The 17,378-nt window shown below is 40.5% G+C and carries 15 protein-coding genes; 7 read left to right on the top strand and 8 right to left on the bottom strand.

Annotated features, from left to right (window positions below; all coding sequences use genetic code 11):
* Positions 1–22: 22 nt before the first annotated feature.
* From OIZ54_RS15010 to OIZ54_RS14995, 4 genes are all read right to left on the bottom strand, one after another.
* A complete protein-coding gene (locus OIZ54_RS15010; RefSeq protein ID WP_319641010.1) occupies positions 23–2,911 on the bottom strand; it encodes a diguanylate cyclase in 2,889 nt (962 codons plus the stop codon).
* A gap of 355 nt (positions 2,912–3,266) precedes the next feature.
* Positions 3,267–3,905, bottom strand: coding sequence for a chloramphenicol acetyltransferase (locus OIZ54_RS15005; RefSeq protein ID WP_031289849.1), 639 nt, complete (start codon positions 3,903–3,905; stop codon positions 3,267–3,269).
* Between the two features lie 155 nt (positions 3,906–4,060).
* A complete protein-coding gene (locus tag OIZ54_RS15000; protein ID WP_024033350.1) occupies positions 4,061–5,101 on the bottom strand; it encodes a Glu/Leu/Phe/Val family dehydrogenase in 1,041 nt (346 codons plus the stop codon).
* Between the two features lie 450 nt (positions 5,102–5,551).
* On the bottom strand, positions 5,552–7,078 hold the full coding sequence (locus tag OIZ54_RS14995) for a fumarate hydratase (RefSeq protein WP_264390719.1): 1,527 nt from the start codon (positions 7,076–7,078) through the stop codon (positions 5,552–5,554).
* Between the two features lie 169 nt (positions 7,079–7,247).
* Here OIZ54_RS14995 and pabB point away from each other — a divergent pair, with 169 nt between their 5' ends.
* From pabB to OIZ54_RS14980, 3 genes are all read left to right on the top strand, one after another.
* Positions 7,248–8,594 carry an aminodeoxychorismate synthase component I gene (gene pabB, locus OIZ54_RS14990; RefSeq protein WP_264390718.1) on the top strand — a complete coding sequence of 449 codons (1,347 nt, stop codon included), beginning with the start codon at positions 7,248–7,250 and terminating at the stop codon, positions 8,592–8,594.
* 6 nt (positions 8,595–8,600) lie between these two features.
* Positions 8,601–9,176, top strand: a complete 576-nt coding sequence (locus OIZ54_RS14985; RefSeq protein ID WP_264390717.1) for an NUDIX hydrolase — start codon at positions 8,601–8,603, stop codon at positions 9,174–9,176.
* Between the two features lie 102 nt (positions 9,177–9,278).
* On the top strand, positions 9,279–10,655 hold the full coding sequence (locus OIZ54_RS14980) for an L-serine ammonia-lyase (RefSeq protein ID WP_004589403.1): 1,377 nt from the start codon (positions 9,279–9,281) through the stop codon (positions 10,653–10,655).
* Between the two features lie 71 nt (positions 10,656–10,726).
* Here the strand turns inward: OIZ54_RS14980 and cysB are convergent, their stop codons facing one another.
* A complete protein-coding gene (gene cysB, locus OIZ54_RS14975; RefSeq protein ID WP_004589402.1) occupies positions 10,727–11,704 on the bottom strand; it encodes an HTH-type transcriptional regulator CysB in 978 nt (325 codons plus the stop codon).
* A gap of 293 nt (positions 11,705–11,997) precedes the next feature.
* Between cysB and OIZ54_RS14970 the strand changes: the two genes are divergently transcribed.
* Complete coding sequence (locus OIZ54_RS14970; RefSeq protein WP_024032356.1) at positions 11,998–12,756, top strand: hypothetical protein; 759 nt, start codon at positions 11,998–12,000, stop codon at positions 12,754–12,756.
* Between the two features lie 254 nt (positions 12,757–13,010).
* Here the strand turns inward: OIZ54_RS14970 and OIZ54_RS14965 are convergent, their stop codons facing one another.
* Positions 13,011–14,303 (bottom strand): NCS2 family permease, encoded by a 1,293-nt coding sequence (locus tag OIZ54_RS14965; RefSeq protein ID WP_004589400.1) that lies wholly within the window; start codon positions 14,301–14,303, stop codon positions 13,011–13,013.
* A gap of 117 nt (positions 14,304–14,420) precedes the next feature.
* Here OIZ54_RS14965 and OIZ54_RS14960 point away from each other — a divergent pair, with 117 nt between their 5' ends.
* The 3 genes from OIZ54_RS14960 (at position 14,421) to OIZ54_RS14950 (ending at position 16,116) form a co-directional block, all read left to right on the top strand.
* Positions 14,421–14,876 carry a tetratricopeptide repeat protein gene (locus OIZ54_RS14960; RefSeq protein WP_264390716.1) on the top strand — a complete coding sequence of 152 codons (456 nt, stop codon included), beginning with the start codon at positions 14,421–14,423 and terminating at the stop codon, positions 14,874–14,876.
* A 283-nt stretch (positions 14,877–15,159) separates the two neighbouring features.
* A complete protein-coding gene (locus OIZ54_RS14955) occupies positions 15,160–15,594 on the top strand; it encodes a SulA-like leucine-rich domain-containing protein (RefSeq protein WP_054983082.1) in 435 nt (144 codons plus the stop codon).
* Positions 15,595–15,636: 42 nt separating this feature from the next.
* Entirely contained in the window at positions 15,637–16,116 is a 480-nt protein-coding gene (locus tag OIZ54_RS14950) for a YchJ family protein (protein ID WP_029774254.1), read from the top strand.
* A gap of 130 nt (positions 16,117–16,246) precedes the next feature.
* Here OIZ54_RS14950 and OIZ54_RS14945 read toward each other — a convergent pair whose 3' ends face one another.
* Both OIZ54_RS14945 and OIZ54_RS14940 read right to left on the bottom strand, forming a co-directional pair.
* A complete protein-coding gene (locus tag OIZ54_RS14945; protein ID WP_004589192.1) occupies positions 16,247–16,549 on the bottom strand; it encodes a DUF6172 family protein in 303 nt (100 codons plus the stop codon).
* Between the two features lie 190 nt (positions 16,550–16,739).
* Positions 16,740–17,267 (bottom strand): VC2046/SO_2500 family protein, encoded by a 528-nt coding sequence (locus OIZ54_RS14940; RefSeq protein WP_264390715.1) that lies wholly within the window; start codon positions 17,265–17,267, stop codon positions 16,740–16,742.
* Positions 17,268–17,378: the final 111 nt, after the last annotated feature.

The raw sequence follows: 17,378 nt of genomic DNA, 5'->3' as shown, positions 1-17,378 counted from the left end.
GTGCACATGCACTCATTTTCAATCAGATAATTTCTGTGCAATTTCGTCCGCTATTTTTAGCTTTGTATAATGCTTGATCTGCCCGCGATAAAAGGCGGTCGTAATCACCGACGTTGGTTGAGTCAGACAAGCCAAAACTGGCTGTTACACTTAACCCCTCACCCATGGCAGAAAAGTCATGCTGTGCAATGCTCTCGCGCAGTGCTTCGCATATGATTTTTGCTTCGCCGGCGGTTTTATCTGCAAAAACAATTGTAAACTCTTCACCGCCCCAGCGTGCTATATGCTGGTTTTCTTGGCAGCCATTTTTAAGCAGCTCTGCAATAGTACAAATCACTTTGTCACCAATAATATGAGACCAGTTATCGTTAATCCGCTTAAAGTGATCAATATCCAGTATAGCTATGGCTAGCGGCCGGTTTTGCTGTTTGTAAGTGGCAAAGTTATGGGCAAGCCAGCTATCAAAAGCACGCCTGTTAGGCATGTCGGTAAGTTGGTCGTGTGTTGCTTGGTATGCAAACGCATTGGCTTGCGTTTGTAGGTCTTGGGTTTGTTTTTCTACGCGATTAGTCAACTCTATTTCTATTTTTTTGTAGTGGTATAAACGGTATTTGTATATAGCAAAAATAACCATTAAAAATAATACAAATACTGCAAACTTAAATTGCGGTTTTTGCCAAAAAAATGACTGAATTACAATATTTACAGCTTGCTGATTATCTTGCCACTGTGCGTTAGGGTAACTTGCTCGTACCATAAAGGTATATTCCCCAGGCGGTAAGTTAGTGTACTCAGCACCGGTCATATGTTGGCGATTAACCCATTTATCGTTAAAGCCCTTTAATTGGGTTTGAAAATTTAATCGCTGCGGCATAATAAAGCTCAGCCCTGCATAATGAAACGATAAACGAGAAACCCCCGGAGGCAAAAATACCGACTCCCCTTCAAGCGGAAGCGCAATAGGCTTACCATCTACAAAAATATTTTCAATAATGGTCGGCAGCGCAATTTGCGTTGATGCTTGTAAGCGCGCTGGTTTTACGGTACTCACCCCCTTTGCGGTTGCAAACCAAATACTCCCATCGTTATGCGTTACAGCCGAAGGGGTTGAACCTCCGTTGGCCTGTGCACTTAACATCCCATCGCCTTCATCATACAGTTGATAGTTAAGAACGGGTGCTTTAGCGCTCGCGGGAGCGTCGAGGATTTGCTGTATATGATTTTTATCGATTTGAATAATCCCGCGGTTGCTCGAGAGCCAAAATGAGCCATTGTACGGCACCACTTGAAATAGTTTATCGATAGGTAAACCTTGCTCTAAGCCAAGCATGGCCATTTTTCCGCTTGTTAGCTCATAGCGCACTAAGCCTCTATCTGTGGCCATCCAGGTATAGGTATCATCAATATAAAACCCAAACGCATATTGCGCAGAAAACTCATGAGGGAATTCAACCGTTGTAAATTGCTCACTAACAATATCAAATACCACCACCCCATTGCCGGTGCCTACCCAAATATTGCCTGCGTTATCTTCACTAAGTGCAAGTACAAACCCACTTGGTAAGTCTTTTTTATTTGTAAATTGATTTAAGCTGCCATCTTCATTGATGCGCGTAAGCCCCATAGCAGAGCCTATCCACAAACGGTTTTTAGAATCAAATAATAAAGCCCTTACTTCGTTACTCCCAAGGCCAGTGCTACGATTAATAAACGGCGTAAAGGTATTATTAACTATTTTTAAAACACCTGAGGTATACGTACCTGCCCACACGCTACCGTCGGGTGCTTCGTGTAAACTGAGTACAGAATAAGGACTGCTTTGTTTAGAGCCTGAAACCAAGGTAGCGCGGTTGTTTTTTATTATATTTAAGCCAGAGCTTCCCCCCACCCATAAACTGCCATCGGAGTGAGAAAGCACTGTGCGGGTATAATCCCCCGCTAAACCTCTTTTTTGGGTCCACGATGAAAACGGCGACTCACGCAGGCGAAACAACCCGGCGTTTGTGCCAATCCAAATACTGTTTTCTCTATCTTGTAACAAAGATAAAATACGGTTGGCGGGTAATCCGTTATTGGCATCTAACTGCTCTACGCCATCAGGAGATAACCTAAACACCCCTTTATTAATTGTGCCAAACCATAAATCTCCATGGTTATCTTCTAATAAGCTAGAAATAGATTCATTGCTAAGCTTTTCATGTATCGGCTGAAACTGCGCATTGGTTTTGATCCACGCGCCTTTTTCACTTCCCACAATAAGCGAGCCACCACGGGTAATTAATAAGTTATATACAGGTGCATTTGGTAAACCAAAGTGTGGCGTCATTAAGGTCGGTATTTTGTTGTGTATTTTATAAAGGCCTGCACTGGTTGCTGCCCAAATAACCCCATCGTGATCTTCTATAACGCGATAAGCACTCACATTTTTAATAATCGCAAGGTCGGTATCGCTGTTATGTTCACGATAAAACACGCCGTCGTTTTCAAGAGCTAACCATAGGCTTTGATCAGCACTTTCAATTAAATGATTAACCATGGTTGATGCTGATCGCTTGGTATCCCACTGCCTATGTTGATATAAGCTAATTCCTCCGCGCGACCCCGCTATGTATAACCCCCCACTATTTGTGGGAGTGAGTGCCCTTAAACCCGAGTCGGGTAAGTTATTAATATGAGCACGGGTTAATATTGTAAACTCTTGGCCATTAAAACGTGCCAAACCTTCCCATGTAGCAACCCATAAGTAGCCATCTTGGGTTTGCGTAACGCTATTAATACTGTTGTGTGGCAATCCAGAGCGGGTATTCCATGTTTCAGAAAAATAATCACTTAACGGTAAACGGGTTTGCTCTTGGGCTTCACATAAAAACATGACGAAAAAAGAACATATAATGCTTAATTGTCTCATCATCAACTGCCTTAGTTATTCTTTTACTTGTGTGTAAGCGTTTTATCGTTATTTAAAAGGAGTAGGAAAGAATTTACTTGGCACTGGGCACACCAAAATTGTGCGCTCCAACAAAGCGTTAAAATCCCTATACGCATTGGGTGAATACACTAGAATTTGTTTAAGCGCTAAAAGCGCATTAATTAAAACTAAACAATAGCGTAAACAACTAATAATACGTGCTAAAAAGCACCTTAAATAAGTCGCTAAAACTTAATGTCGTAAACGTATCAGCTAATCGTTACAAATTAACTTATATCGCTTATCTAACTAAAAATACTACCATAGCAAATAAATACATTGCATTAACTAAATTCAATTAATCTTTACAAAAGTCGTCAATATTGTTTTGTAATACGTTTATAAACGCTGCGACGTGTAAACCGTCCATTAGCGAATGATGCACATCAATCGAAAACGGCATTAGGCCCGTGGTTTTATCGTATTGACCAAACACAAATTTAGGAATACCTAAGCTTTTCCCTTCACTAAAGGCATGCGAAAAACTACTAAAGTTCAGCCAAGGTAAAACCGATATATGTATCAAATCGGCCTGCCCTTCGGTTTGATTAAACGCCTGAGAAAATAACGGTTGAGATTTAGCATTGGCGCTTATCGCTGTGGCGTGCTGAGCAAATTCTTCAAGGCAAGGCGAATAATTAAAGTAACTAAATATAAACGAGTCATCACTAGCAAGCTCTACCACACTGGCTCTTACTTGCTTTAATCGCCATGGACGGTCATTAATAATTCTTAGCATAATCGGGTTATAAGCGTGGCAAGCTTTTAATGTGGCATGCACATATGCTTGAAAAAAAGACAGTTTATTTTGTTTACAATATTCAAATAAAGGCTTGGCGTTAAGTGTTACGCACACATTAAAATATGGCTGGGTAAAGTTTTTAAATAATTCGAAGTGTTGTTGGCGAGGCCATGTATCAAGGTCGATGGGCTCCATTAAGGCGTTTGTATCAGTCATAATATCCATAAGCTTGTCGTTAACGATTAGGCCGCAATGCCTTTAGGGTCTTGGCCACAAAAACTACCACGCCACAGAGTATAAACAAAAAAGGCGTACCACTGTACGCCTTAGTTTAAATAAACGGGGTAAGTTTACAGGCCGTTTTGAATTATCTCTTGCGCTAACTCATCGGCAATCAAGTGCGTTGATTTTTGCTCTTTTTCACTACGGGTGAATATTTCGGTTAAGGTATCAAAAATACCTTCAACATGTTTATTAGACGCCGCCTCACTGTAGCCTTGTGGTGCAGTTTCGTAATACACATTAATAATGCCACCAGCGTTAATAACGTAATCGGGTGCATACAAAATACCTTTTTCACGAAGTACTTCACCGTGACGAGACTGCGCTAGCTGATTATTAGCACACCCAGCAATAATGGTTGCCTTAATACGTGCAATGGTTTCATCATTAATGGTGGCACCTAATGCACAAGGTGCGTATACATCAACATCAAGGTCGTAAATTTCATCAATACCCACCGCCGTAGCGCCAAAGTCATTTACTACCCGCTCTACAGCATCTTGATTGATATCTGTTACAAATAATTTTGCACCAGCTTGAGCTAAATGCTTACATAAACCATAGGCGACTGCACCTAAACCTTGTACAGCCACTTTAATGCCCGCAAAATCTTGATGCCCACGTTGGTGCTGTAATGCCGCTTTAATTCCTAAAAACGTACCGTAAGCTGTAAAAGGTGACGGGTTACCGCTTTTCCCTTCCAAGCCCAACACATAATTCGTTTCTTTATTCATTAATGCAACGTCATCACATGTAATGTTTACATCTTCGGCAGAATAGTAACGGCCATTCAATCGCTCTAATTGACGACCAAAAGCTCGAAATAACTGCTCTGATTTAATCTCTTTTGCATTGCCAATAATAACTGATTTACCACCACCAAACGGTAGGCGAGCAACCGCATTTTTATAGGTCATCCCTTTTGAGAGACGTAAAACATCGTAAACGGCATCTTCATCGTTGGCATAGTCCCACATTCTACAACCACCAACAGCAGGGCCAAGGTTAGTATTATGTACGGCAATAATTGCTTTTAAACCTGACGCTTCGTCAGAACAAAAAACCACTTGTTCGTGGTTATCAAATTCAGCTTGATTAAACACAGCCACTGTAATTACTCCAAAATAGTTTACCCGTGAGAGGGATGAGCGCTGGAAATTGACGAAACTTTACCACTTCATTTTTAAGGGTGCCACATAATGAGAAGTTAAACCCGAAAAAAGCGAGCATTGTGAATTAATAAATCTAAATAGCAATAAAAAATGGATATAAAATTCAACAAAAGGCATATAAATTAAGTTTAAAGCTAACAACACCGTTAAAAAGCGCCTTCACATTTACGTGAACGTAAAGGTAATGCCAAGTGTAAACCTTGTATTACACAGCTCCCCTCCCAGCAAAGGCGCACAGTGTATAGGTTTATGAAGAAAAAAGCAGATTTACTACAACTGGTCTGAGGTGTTTATTTGAAGGGGCAATTTGCGCTTTTTTAATATTTCATAAAACAAATACAAAAAAAGCGAGCCTAAGCTCGCTTTGTTATTAGATTACGTAAACCTTTATTTAAGCTTGCCGTCTAGCTCTTCAATTTTAGCTTTCCAAATTGCAGGGCCTTGCGTGTGTGCGTTAGCACCTTCGCTGTCTACGGCAACCGTAACTGGCATATCTTCTACTTCAAATTCGTAGATTGCTTCCATACCTAAATCTTCAAAGGCAACCACGCGTGCTTTTTTAATTGCTTTAGATACTAAGTATGCCGCACCACCTACAGCCATTAAATAAACCGATTTATGCTCTTTAATCGACTCAACTGTAGCAGGACCACGCTCAGCTTTACCTATCATGCCTACAATGCCGGTTTTTTCTAGCATCATATCGGTAAATTTATCCATACGTGTTGCAGTTGTAGGGCCTGCAGGGCCTACAGCTTCATCACCTACAGCATCAACTGGGCCAACGTAATAAATAAACTTATTATCAAAATCAACGCCCTCAGGTAAACCTTCACCTGAATTGATCATATCTTGTAAGCGTTTATGAGCAGCATCACGGCCTGTTAAAATAGTGCCTGAGAGTAAAACAGTTTCTCCCATTTTCCACTCGCGGGTGTCTTCTTTAGTTAACGTATCTAAATTAACACGGCGAGTTCCTTCACCTACTTCAAACGTTACTTCTGGCCAGTCTTCTAGTTTAGGTGCTTTTAAATCTGCAGGGCCAGAGCCGTCTAGTGTAAAGTGTACGTGGCGCGTAGCTGCACAGTTAGGGATCATCACAACAGGTTTTGATGCCGCATGCGTAGGCGCTGTTTTTACTTTAATATCAACAACCGTGGTTAAACCACCTAAACCTTGCGCGCCAATACCTAGTTTGTTAGCACGTTCAAAAATTTCTAAACGCAGTTTTTCTTCCATTGTTTCTGCACCGCGCTCCATAAGCTCATGAATATCAACCGGGTCCATTAACGACTCTTTTGCCATTACCGCTGCTTTTTCGGCGGTTCCACCAATGCCTATACCTAGCATGCCTGGCGGGCACCAACCAGCGCCCATTGTCGGTAGCGTTTTTTCTACCCATGCAGCTACATCGTCAGATGGGTTTAGCATAACCATTTTACTTTTGTTCTCTGAGCCGCCGCCTTTCGCTGCAACCATTACTTCTACTTCGCCACCCGCCACTAAATCAATGTGTACAACTGAAGGGGTATTATCTTTAGTGTTTTTACGTGTGCCAGCAGGGTCAGCTACAATAGAAGCTCGTAGTGGGTTATCTGGTTTTAAATATGCGCGACGTGTGCCTTCATCAACCATTTGTTGTACGGTTAAATCTGTTTTATCCCACTTAACATCCATCCCTACTTTTACAAAACAGGTAATAATACCCGTGTCTTGACACAATGGACGCTTGCCTTCAGCCGACATACGCGAGTTAATTAAAATTTGCGCGATTGCATCTTTTGCAGCCTTGCTTTGTTCTTTGTTGTAGGCTTTTTCTAACGCTTGAACAAAATCAAGGGGATGATAAAAAGAGATATATTGCAACGCATCTTCAATGCTATCAATAAAGTCTTGCTGACGGATTGTACTCATAGTGGTTCCTTAAGTTAGCGTTACGCTTAAGCGTAATCTATACCAAACCGGTGACGGTGGTTTGCACTGTTTTAATTACAACGTAGATTTGATACTAAACGCTGCCAAAAAAATTTGACTTATGATACCCTCCCAGCCCGTTTCGAGCCAGTTCTTAAAGGGGCAGTAAATGCTAAACAATGAAAAAAATTGTGTAAAATTAGCCATAACACAAAACTGCATTGATGTTTTCGCGCATTTTGCGCATTTACCCTATGCCGTATTACTAGACTCAGCCAATAGCGAGCACATAAATAGTCGCTTTGATATTATTGCGATAGAGCCTCACGCTATTTTAGAAGTAAACAACAATCAAAGCGTATTTAATCAACAGCTTGACTCGCGTAGCCCCTTTACAATAATGAACGATGAGCTAAGTAAACTTAGCGCGCAAAAGGCCGCTAATAACCTGCCTTTTAACGGCGGCTGGCTTGGTTATTTTGGTTACGATTTAGGGCGTATTATTGAGCACATGCCACGCACGGCAAAACACGATATAACAATGCCACAAATGGCCATTGGCCTTTATTTAGATGCGCTGATATTTGATAAACACCAGCAAAGCTGGTTTTACGTTTCTCAACCTGAGGTGAACCGTTTAGCGCTTTACCAGCAATTTTTAGCAAACGATGTAGCGCCTGCACAGTTTTCGCTCACCAGCGATTGGCACTCAAATATGAGTAAGCATGAATACGCTGATAAATTTGCGCAAATACAAGATTATTTAAAAAGTGGTGATTGCTATCAAATCAACCTAGCACAGCGCTTTAGTGCCGGTTTTAAAGGCGACCCTTTCCAAGCCTATAAAGTATTGCGAGAGGCTAATAAAGCGCCATTTTCTAGCTTTATTAACCACCCACGTGGCGCCATTTTATCAATATCGCCAGAGCGCTTTATTGCAGTTCACGACAATATAGTTGAAACAAAACCCATCAAGGGCACTTTGCCACGCATGGCCGATGCAATCGCCGACCAACAGCAAGCCAGAGCCCTTGAAAACTCAACCAAAGACCGCGCAGAAAACGTAATGATTGTTGATTTACTACGTAACGATTTAGGTAAGGTTGCAAAACCTGGCTCTGTAAAGGTGCCCTCACTTTTTGCTATTGAGAGCTTTCCGGCAGTGCATCACTTAGTGAGTACCGTAACGGCAGAACTGGATGAGAGCAAAACGTGTGTTGATCAACTTGAAGCAGCATTTCCCGGAGGGTCAATCACCGGCGCGCCTAAAATTAGAGCTATGGAGATAATTGAAGAGCTAGAGCCTCATAGGCGTAGTATTTACTGTGGCTCTATAGGGTATTTAAGCGCCTGCGGTAATATGGACACCAGTATTACAATCCGCACATTGGTTTGTCATAACGAACACATTTATTGCTGGGCCGGTGGTGGTATTGTCGCTGATTCTAAAGTCGAATTGGAATACCAAGAAACATACGATAAAGTGAATAAAATACTTCCTTTATTAAAACAGTAGAACGCTTTGAATAGTGAACATATTATGGCGCGGTTTCAGCTAAGCCCTACTGCCGCGCCAAATCAAATAAAAGATACCCGTAAAAAGCGTGCCAGTGCGGTTATGCTGCCTATTATTGATGTTGATAACCAGGCGCATATTTTATTGTGCAAACGCCCTACTTATTTACATCATCACCCTGGGGAAATTTGTTTACCCGGCGGTAAATTTGAGCAAAGCGATAAACACCTGCGCACCACAGCGCTTCGAGAACTACACGAAGAGCTTAATATAGCGCCAAGTAATGTTAAAGTGCTCGGGCAGCTGCCACAATACTCGACCCTAACTGGCTTTAGCATTAGCCCATTTGTGGGTTTACTTGATGAACACACAGTATGGGAGAACGATTTTAATGAAGTGCAAGCTAGCTTTTTACTGTCGCTTACCCAGCTTTCAAACGAGGCCAATTGGCAGCCTATTCCTTTTCAACGTTTTGGCAAAACCATCACCTTGCAAGGGTTTAGTACACCGCACGGATTATTGTGGGGAGCAACGGCTAGCATTATAAAAAACTTTACAAAACAGCTTGCCCTACCAGTGTAAAACTTACGGCCAAATAGTTACATAATATAGAATTAACGTTATGATACTCGACCGTTCAAAGAACAGCTTTCGGGCTGAGTAAATAAAGTAGAGACCCATAGTATGATCAGTGCATTTGATATGTTTAGCATTGGTATTGGCCCATCGTCGTCACATACCGTTGGCCCAATGCGTGCCTCGCGCTTATTTGTTAATGACCTACAAGAGCAACAACTTTTAACCTCTGTTACCGATATAAAGGTAGAGCTTTATGGCTCACTGGGTCAAACCGGCGTAGGCCATGGCTCTGGTAAAGCCGTTATATTAGGGCTTGCCGGCTACGACCCAGAAACAATAGATGCCGATTTAGTTGACGATATCCTTGCCACCATTGAAAAAGAGCAAGTGATATACCTCAACCAAACCCATAAAGCGAACTTTCCTAAGCAAGGGGCTATTGTTTTTCATCGCCGCAAAACCTTACCTAAGCACTCTAATGCAATGGAAATTATTGCCTCAAACAATGGCGAAAAAGTATATAGCAAAGTGTACTACTCTATTGGCGGCGGCTTTATTGTTACCGATGAAGAATTTGAAAACGAAAAACAAGCAGCCCTTGATATACGCGAACAAAACCCAGCTCCTTACCCGTTCGAAAGTGCAAAAGATTTACTAGAGCTGTGTAAAGAATCAGGCTTTAGTGTATCTACTTTAATGATGCATAACGAAAAAACGCTGCGCAAAGAAGACGATATTAAAGACGAGCTGTTTAATATTTGGCAAGTAATGAAAGCCTGTATTGAACGTGGCATGCGCACCGAGGGAATTTTACCAGGTGGTTTAAAAGTTAAACGCCGTGCACCTAGTTTGTATTTAAAGCTAAATGTAGAAGTGAGTAATGACCCACTCAGAGCAATGGATTGGGTGGATTTATTTGCCTTAGCTGTAAATGAAGAAAATGCCGCAGGTGGGCGCGTAGTCACGGCGCCAACAAATGGTGCTGCGGGTATATTGCCGGCCGTTTTAATGTACTACCACACATTTATTAAAGAAGTGGACCGCGACATAGCTACACGCTATTTATTAACCGCAGCGGCGATTGGTATTTTATACAAAAAAAATGCCTCTATTTCGGGCGCAGAAGTAGGCTGCCAAGGTGAAGTAGGTGTTGCCTGTTCAATGGCCGCTGGCGCACTTACTGAAATTGTTGGTGGTAATGTAGTACATGTTGAAAACGCCGCCGAAATAGGCATGGAGCATAATTTAGGCCTAACTTGCGACCCTGTAGGCGGATTGGTACAAGTACCGTGTATTGAGCGCAATGCCATGGGCGCCATTAAAGCAATTAATGCCTCTCGCCTAGCAATACGTGGTAGTGGCGAGCAAAAGGTGTCGCTTGATAAAGTGATTAAAACCATGCTCGATACCGGTAACGACATGAAAACCAAATATAAAGAAACCGCACGCGGTGGATTAGCGGTAAACATTATTGAATGTTAAGCGTATAAAAACAAAAAACCGCGTATTTTAGCAATACGCGGTTTTTTAGTATTTGTATACTTAAAGTCTTACTATTTTACTGGCAGTTCTATGTCGGCAAATAACGCATCAACATCATCTTGATTACGTAATAAGCTTGCTCGCTCTACTCGCTCTTTAGTTAAATGCGGGGCAAAACGCTCAATAAAGTCATACATATAAGTACGTAAAAAACTGCCCTTTCTAAAGCCAATTTTAGTTGTGCTAGCTTCAAATAAATGGCTGGCATCAATACACACTAAATCTGTGTCACTTAATTGATCAACGGCCATTGAGGCAACTACACCTACACCTAGCCCTAACCTTACATAAGTTTTAATTACATCGGCATCGGTTGCAGTAAACACAATGTGCGGCTCAAGACCGTGCGCGTTAAATGCTTTATCAAGCTCAGAGCGCCCAGTAAACCCAAATACATACGTAATAAGCGGATACTGCGCTATATCGGCAACGGTTAAATTGTCGGCCTTTTGTGCTAGAGGATGATCTTTTGCCACCACAATGCTGCGGTTCCAATGATAGCAAGGCAGCATAACTAAATCTGAGTATAAATGAAGTGCTTCAGTTGCAATGGCAAAGTCTGCGTCACCGCGCGCTGCCGCATCAGAAATCTGTTGTGGTGTACCTTGATGCATATGCAGCGAAACAGCTGGGTATTTTTTCATAAAGCCCTGAATAACACTTGGCAAAGCATAACGTGCTTGCGTATGTGTGGTGGCTATATTTAGTTTACCCTGATCAGGCAGCGTGTGCTCATTAGCAACCGCTTTTATACCTTCGACTTTAGATAAAATTTCGCGAGAAATGTTAATTATTTCTTCGCCGGCACCTGTAACATGCGTTAAATGCTTACCACTGCGGCCAAAAATTTGTACACCTAGCTCATCTTCAAGCATGCGCACTTGTTTAGATATACCAGGCTGTGAGGTAAATAAACTCTCAGCAGTTGCTGATACGTTTAGCTTATGGTTTTGAACTTCTACGATGTATCTAAGTTGTTGTAATTTCATGGTTGCAGTTTTTAACGTTATTATTAAGCTTATATGATGGTAATACTAAGCAAAACCAAGTTTAATTTAGTTAAAACTTGGCAAAGTAAGCACGTATATTTTCATTATTTAAGCATTAAGGCTAGCATAATAAACCCGCTGCAGATAGCGATGTTTATTCAGGTTCAACTTATAATACATTATTCTTATATCTAATTTTTAACATATTTTTAAGTTAATCAGCGCAAAGCTACCCTCAAAGCATATATTTGATGTAATATAAAAAAATAGATTATGAATCCGAGAATTAAGCCATGATCGTTTCGATTATAATTGTGCTTATAGTGGCACTGATAGTGATTGCACTGTGGGTAAGCGCTGTACAGCAGCATAAAGAAAAGCAAGAAATTGAACGTCGCAAAGAATTAACAAAACAAAAAGCGATAATTGAAGAAACCGAAGAAGCACTTATGAATAGCGCTAATATTCCGCTTTCTGAAAACATTATACGCGTTTTACAACGTAGATGTTACGAAGCACTAAACGCTATGGTGAACCATTCACCTAATTCTAAAGCATTAAAAAGCAGAATGAACGAAGCTAAAGAAAAGCTAAGTGGTGCAGTACAAGGTAATAGCAGCGACAATTTATCGTTACCAAGTAACGATAAGCAGTTAGTCTCGTTAATTCAGGGCATAAAAAAGCTTAGAGTTATTATGCGCTCTGAGCACAGTAAAGGCCGTGTAGATAGCCAAGTATTTGCAGCTGAAGATAAGCGCCTAGAAAAGTTACAACTTAGAATCAACATAGAAAGCCAAATTAAACGCGGTTTATCTGCTCGTTCAGCGAGCATGGTGGGCTCTGCTAGGCAATATTTTGAAAAAGCCTATGCCACACTTAGTGCCGTTACCTATTCTGATGAATACGTAAACGCAAAACGCCAAGAAGTTGAAGCCTATTTAGAAGAAATAAGCACCGAACTAAAAGCATCAAACGCCACTGCCTTGAAGAAAAAAGCAGAAGCAGAGCAAGATGACTTGGACGTATTATTTGCACCTAAAAAGAAATGGTAATTTTAAATACCCAAAAGAAAGCCCATACATAATGTATGGGCTTTTTTGTATCTGTTAAGCTGTTTTTACCAATGGGTAAATACTAACGTATTTTGAGGCACTACCTAGCGCTAACTACGTTATAAACGCTCATTTACCACAACATAGATACGCAAGGTATAACAATGCAGTGGCAATGAGCGATAGCCACTAAATAATAAATGTTTACCCACCCTCAAACTAAGCCTCTTAGCTAAAAGAATGGGTATTAGCTATTATGATAAAAATGCAAACTTGATAATAAATAACGCTGTTAAAATCCACACGCTAATACTAACCTGATCGCGTTTACCACACAGTACTTTAACCGCAGTATACGATATAAAACCAAGAGCAATACCATGCGCAATAGAGAATGTAAGCGGCGTCATAAGTAGTACTACACTTACCGGAATTGCATCGCTCATGTCATCCCAGTTTACAAACTTAAGGTTTTGCAGCATTAATACCGCAACGTATAAAATAGCACCCGCTGTTGCATAAGCCGGCACCATTTGCGCAAGCGGCGCAAAAAACATCATTAGTAAAAAGCATATACCCACAACAACAGCTGTTAAGCCAGTACGCCCACCAACCGATACACCGGCCACAGACTCAATATAAGAAGTAGTGGTAGAAGTACCTAACATTGCACCCGCAATAGTAGCTGTACTATCGGCACTTAAAGCACGCCCTAAACGTGGCATATTGCCTTTTTCATCGGCTAAGCCTGCTTTTTGAGTTACCGCAACTAACGTGCCTGATGTATCAAATAAATCAACAAACAAAAACGCAAAAATTACACTCAGCATAGAAAGCTCAAAGGCCGCTGCAAAATCAAGTTGCATGAAGGTAGGTAAAATAGATGGTGGCATTGACATTACGCCGTGGTACTCAACTAAGTCGAGGCTTAACGCAATGCCCGTTACTAGCAAAATGCTAATAAGTACGCCGCTTTTTATATCACGATAAAGCAAAGCAGCAATGACAAAAAAGCTTAAAATAGCTAATAAAGGACCTGCCGAAGTAATATCGCCAAGCTGTACTAATGTAGCTGGGCTTGAAACAATAATGCCTGCATTTTTAAGCGCAATTAACGCTAAAAACGCACCAATACCAGTGGCAATAGCCTGCTTTAAGACCAAAGGAATAGCATTAATTATCCACTCTCTGACCTTAAACAAACTTAATATTAAAAATATACAACCAGACATAAATACCGCACCTAATGCAGCTTGCCAGCTATAACCCATGCCCAGTACAACACCGTAAGTAAAAAATGCGTTTAAACCCATGCCCGGCGCAAGTGCTAAAGGGTAATTAGCCCACAATCCCATAATAAAACAGCCAATAGCAGCCGCAATACAGGTAGCAACAAATGCAGCACCTTGATCCATGCCTGCTTCCGCAAGCATAGCAGGGTTTACAAATACAATGTAAACCATAGTAATGAAAGTAGTGATTCCAGCAATGCTTTCGCGTCGCACATTGGAGTTATTTTCGCGGAGTTTAAATAGAGCTTCGAGCATAATAGACTTGTGATAGTAAAAAGTGACGTGATTTTACCATAAAATTAAGTATAAACAGGACATTTTACCTTGCGATATACTAAACTGTTGGCGTAGAAACTATAAAAAAGAAAATATATGAATAAGACTCAGCCTAGCGGACAAGACTTAGAGCAGCAATTAAACAATATTTTAGATTTTGTAACACAGCCTACAAACCACAGCGCTGAAAACAATAGTGATGTAAGTGAGCAAACAACACTTAATAAAGCACTGTATTATTTAAAGCATAACCAAGCACCGTTGGCAGCTAAGTGGATGCGCCTTGCCGCAATGGCCGGAAATCATCGCGCCCAGTTTTATTTAGGGTTATTTTTTGTCAAAGGCCAAGGCGTACCAAAAAGCGTATTTCACGCAGCAGCATGGCTGAGTTTAGCCAGCAGCCAAGGCTATGAACCGGCAACCGCTGCTTTAAATGGTTTAAGAAAATATATCGACACCAAACGTCTTAAAGACGCTCAGTGCTATGCAGCCAGTTTGTATGAGCAAATCCACCAAATTCAGTTTGCCCACTTAATCCCAAAAAATGACTAACTACTGTATAGCTAACAGCTAAGCACTGTAAAACACACTAAAATAACTGTATAGCCATCCCTTAAGTACTGTATAACGCTGCTACACTTTATACAGTACTGCAAACACCCTCAGCTTTCACTTACACGACTTAAATTATAACGCACTGTTTTTAAAGTGTTATTTTTATTATTTATTTTTTAAAACCATTAACTGTATAAAAAATAACAAAAAACGCTTGCACACAACAACTGTATAAACTACTGTATACATGTACTGTATATAAACCCAGTGAGTGAGACCTATGCTACAGCCAATTACCGTAAGAACCGTTAAAAGCTACCAACAACATGATGAAAGTGAGTCGGTAAACTTAATAAAAGTAGAAGATGAAATTTCTGCTACGTTTGAGATGCTAAAAGTGTTGCACCAATACAATAGCTCTAACGCGTGGACCTTACTGATTGCGCCCGACCATGTGCCTAGTAAAGCCTTGTTAGATAGCTGCTCTATAGATACCAGCAAACTGCTTGTAATAAGACAAAAGCATTTAGTAAATTTAGAGTATGTGCTAAATTCAGCACTTCATAATGGTAACTTTGCAGCCATTATTACGTGGACCGATATAGTAAGTGAACAGCAGCTTGTTAATTTATCGCTTAATTTAGACAAAAGAAGCGCTAAGCTATTTTGCTTTACTAAAAAAACCAGCACTACAGCAATATCACTTACTCAATAAGCTTGGTAAAATACATTTTTAATTTATGTTAATTAGTATTTTATGAGTGTAACCAGTACTAGCGCTTGCTTATGCAACAGTCAGCTTAATTATGGCGACTGTTGCCAGCCTTATCATCTTGATATAAAAACCCCAGCAACACCTGAGCAACTAATGCGTTCGCGCTTTAGTGCTTATGCATTAAAAAATGCATCTTATGTATTTAAAACTTACGCCAAAGAAAAACAAGCACAAAACCCAGTAAATGAAATTGCTGACTTTGCTAATAGCTGCCGCTTTGTAAAATTAGTTGTGCGCGATACGCAGCAAAGTGATGAGCGAGGTTATGTTGCTTTTAACGCGTATTATTTTTACCAAAACTTATATTGTGAGTTGGATGAGAAATCAGACTTTATAAAAGAGGACGGTGAATGGCGTTATTTAGAGGGTATTATTAATCCGGTCGCCGATATAAAAGTTGCCAGAAACGACCCCTGCCCATGTGCAAGCGGTAAAAAATATAAAAAGTGTCACAGTGTATAAAATAAGCTAAACACTTAGCATAAAAATAGCTTTTTATTTAAGCGCTACTCTATACCACTAAACATGTTAATAACTGCCATAAACAAAAAATGGACCATCTAGGTCCATTTTCTACAATATTGCTATTGGTTTATTCATCATCATCTAGATCGAACGATTCACGCTGCGCAGGTCTAGCTAAAATCTCAACATAGAATGAAGTAAGCGCCTGCTTTTCGATTTCGCTGATCTTGTTGTTAATTTCAGCTACGTGAACGACTTCGGCATCATCGGCACTTGTGCCAAACTTACAGTCAAACGCCCAGTAATCAGCTTCAACAGGTAGCGTTTTATTGCGCTCTCTTTTCAAATATTTTTTCACTTCATGCTTTGCAGCATCAACCATACGAGGGTATTTGATTTTCTCATGATTTAGCGTGAATGTTTTCTTCATTACGTTCCTAATTACCTTGATTTAATGATAATGGCACTCAAGTCATACCATTTGCAGCCATTATAGCAATTGCATTTAATTTGTGGATGCTTTTTTTAAACAAAAAAAGAATTGTTCTATTTTATTGCATAACCGATTATTAAATATAAGGTGTTTTAGGCTTTTGAAACGCACAAGTGTTAAATTATTTTTATGCGTTAGCAACAAGCAATGGCTTATGTATAGCCTCATTAGTTAAATCGTCATAAAATGCCGCGGCGTCCATTTGTGGACTTGCAAGCGCGGTGTGCGTGTCATTTAAGCGCCTGCGTACTGATAGTTCACAATTATCGATTACTGTTAAAGGAATATGTAACTTGTCATCTCTAATCGCTAGTGGCTCAGGGTTTAAGCAGTGGCTTAATTTTATTGCTTTCATACCTGCTTGCTCGCCTTGTTGAACAATCACCGATGCATGCTCTTGCCCTATGGTCATATCAAATTTTTCGGGAGCTAATAATTGCTTTGGTCCAGCACCAAAGCGCTCCCTTAACTGTTCTTCGTCTTCATAAGCACTATGCGTTTCACTTTTTGGCAAGTGAAATTGACTAAAATCCAGCGCATCGTGCGATAGCATCGCTAATAAAAGTGAGAATTCGCCTCTGCGATTTTCATGCACACTTTTATTTAGCCTGGTCTTTAGTTGACTCTCTGTGATTAACAAATCATCGATTTGCATAGTCTTTAGCCGATTATGATAACTGATAGATATTTATCGGCTTTATTTCAAATTTCTTTAGCTTTTTTCTTTACTTAAATACGCAGTTTGCTATTATCAGCGCCGTTGCAT

Origin of the sequence: Pseudoalteromonas sp. A3 (genome assembly GCF_025942345.1) — a bacterium.
GTDB classification, from domain to species: Bacteria; Pseudomonadota; Gammaproteobacteria; order Enterobacterales; family Alteromonadaceae; genus Pseudoalteromonas; species Pseudoalteromonas atlantica.
The sequence above is the reverse complement of the archived record's forward strand: the minus strand, read 5'-3'. Positions and strand labels throughout refer to the sequence as shown.

Bases quoted from the DNA above. Each gene is read 5' to 3' on its own strand.
- cysB (WP_004589402.1), bottom strand. From the start codon at position 11,704: ATGAAATTACAACAACTTAGATACATCGTAGAAGTTCAAAACCATAAG.
- OIZ54_RS14980 (WP_004589403.1), top strand. From the start codon at position 9,279: ATGATCAGTGCATTTGATATGTTTAGCATTGGTATTGGCCCATCGTCG.
- OIZ54_RS14965 (WP_004589400.1), bottom strand. From the start codon at position 14,303: ATGCTCGAAGCTCTATTTAAACTCCGCGAAAATAACTCCAATGTGCGA.
- OIZ54_RS14950 (WP_029774254.1), top strand. From the start codon at position 15,637: ATGAGTGTAACCAGTACTAGCGCTTGCTTATGCAACAGTCAGCTTAAT.
- OIZ54_RS14970 (WP_024032356.1), top strand. From the start codon at position 11,998: ATGATCGTTTCGATTATAATTGTGCTTATAGTGGCACTGATAGTGATT.
- OIZ54_RS14960 (WP_264390716.1), top strand. From the start codon at position 14,421: ATGAATAAGACTCAGCCTAGCGGACAAGACTTAGAGCAGCAATTAAAC.
- pabB (WP_264390718.1), top strand. From the start codon at position 7,248: ATGCTAAACAATGAAAAAAATTGTGTAAAATTAGCCATAACACAAAAC.
- OIZ54_RS14995 (WP_264390719.1), bottom strand. From the start codon at position 7,078: ATGAGTACAATCCGTCAGCAAGACTTTATTGATAGCATTGAAGATGCG.
- OIZ54_RS15005 (WP_031289849.1), bottom strand. From the start codon at position 3,905: ATGGAGCCCATCGACCTTGATACATGGCCTCGCCAACAACACTTCGAA.
- OIZ54_RS14940 (WP_264390715.1), bottom strand. From the start codon at position 17,267: ATGCAAATCGATGATTTGTTAATCACAGAGAGTCAACTAAAGACCAGG.
- OIZ54_RS14955 (WP_054983082.1), top strand. From the start codon at position 15,160: ATGCTACAGCCAATTACCGTAAGAACCGTTAAAAGCTACCAACAACAT.
- OIZ54_RS14945 (WP_004589192.1), bottom strand. From the start codon at position 16,549: ATGAAGAAAACATTCACGCTAAATCATGAGAAAATCAAATACCCTCGT.
- OIZ54_RS15010 (WP_319641010.1), bottom strand. From the start codon at position 2,911: ATGATGAGACAATTAAGCATTATATGTTCTTTTTTCGTCATGTTTTTA.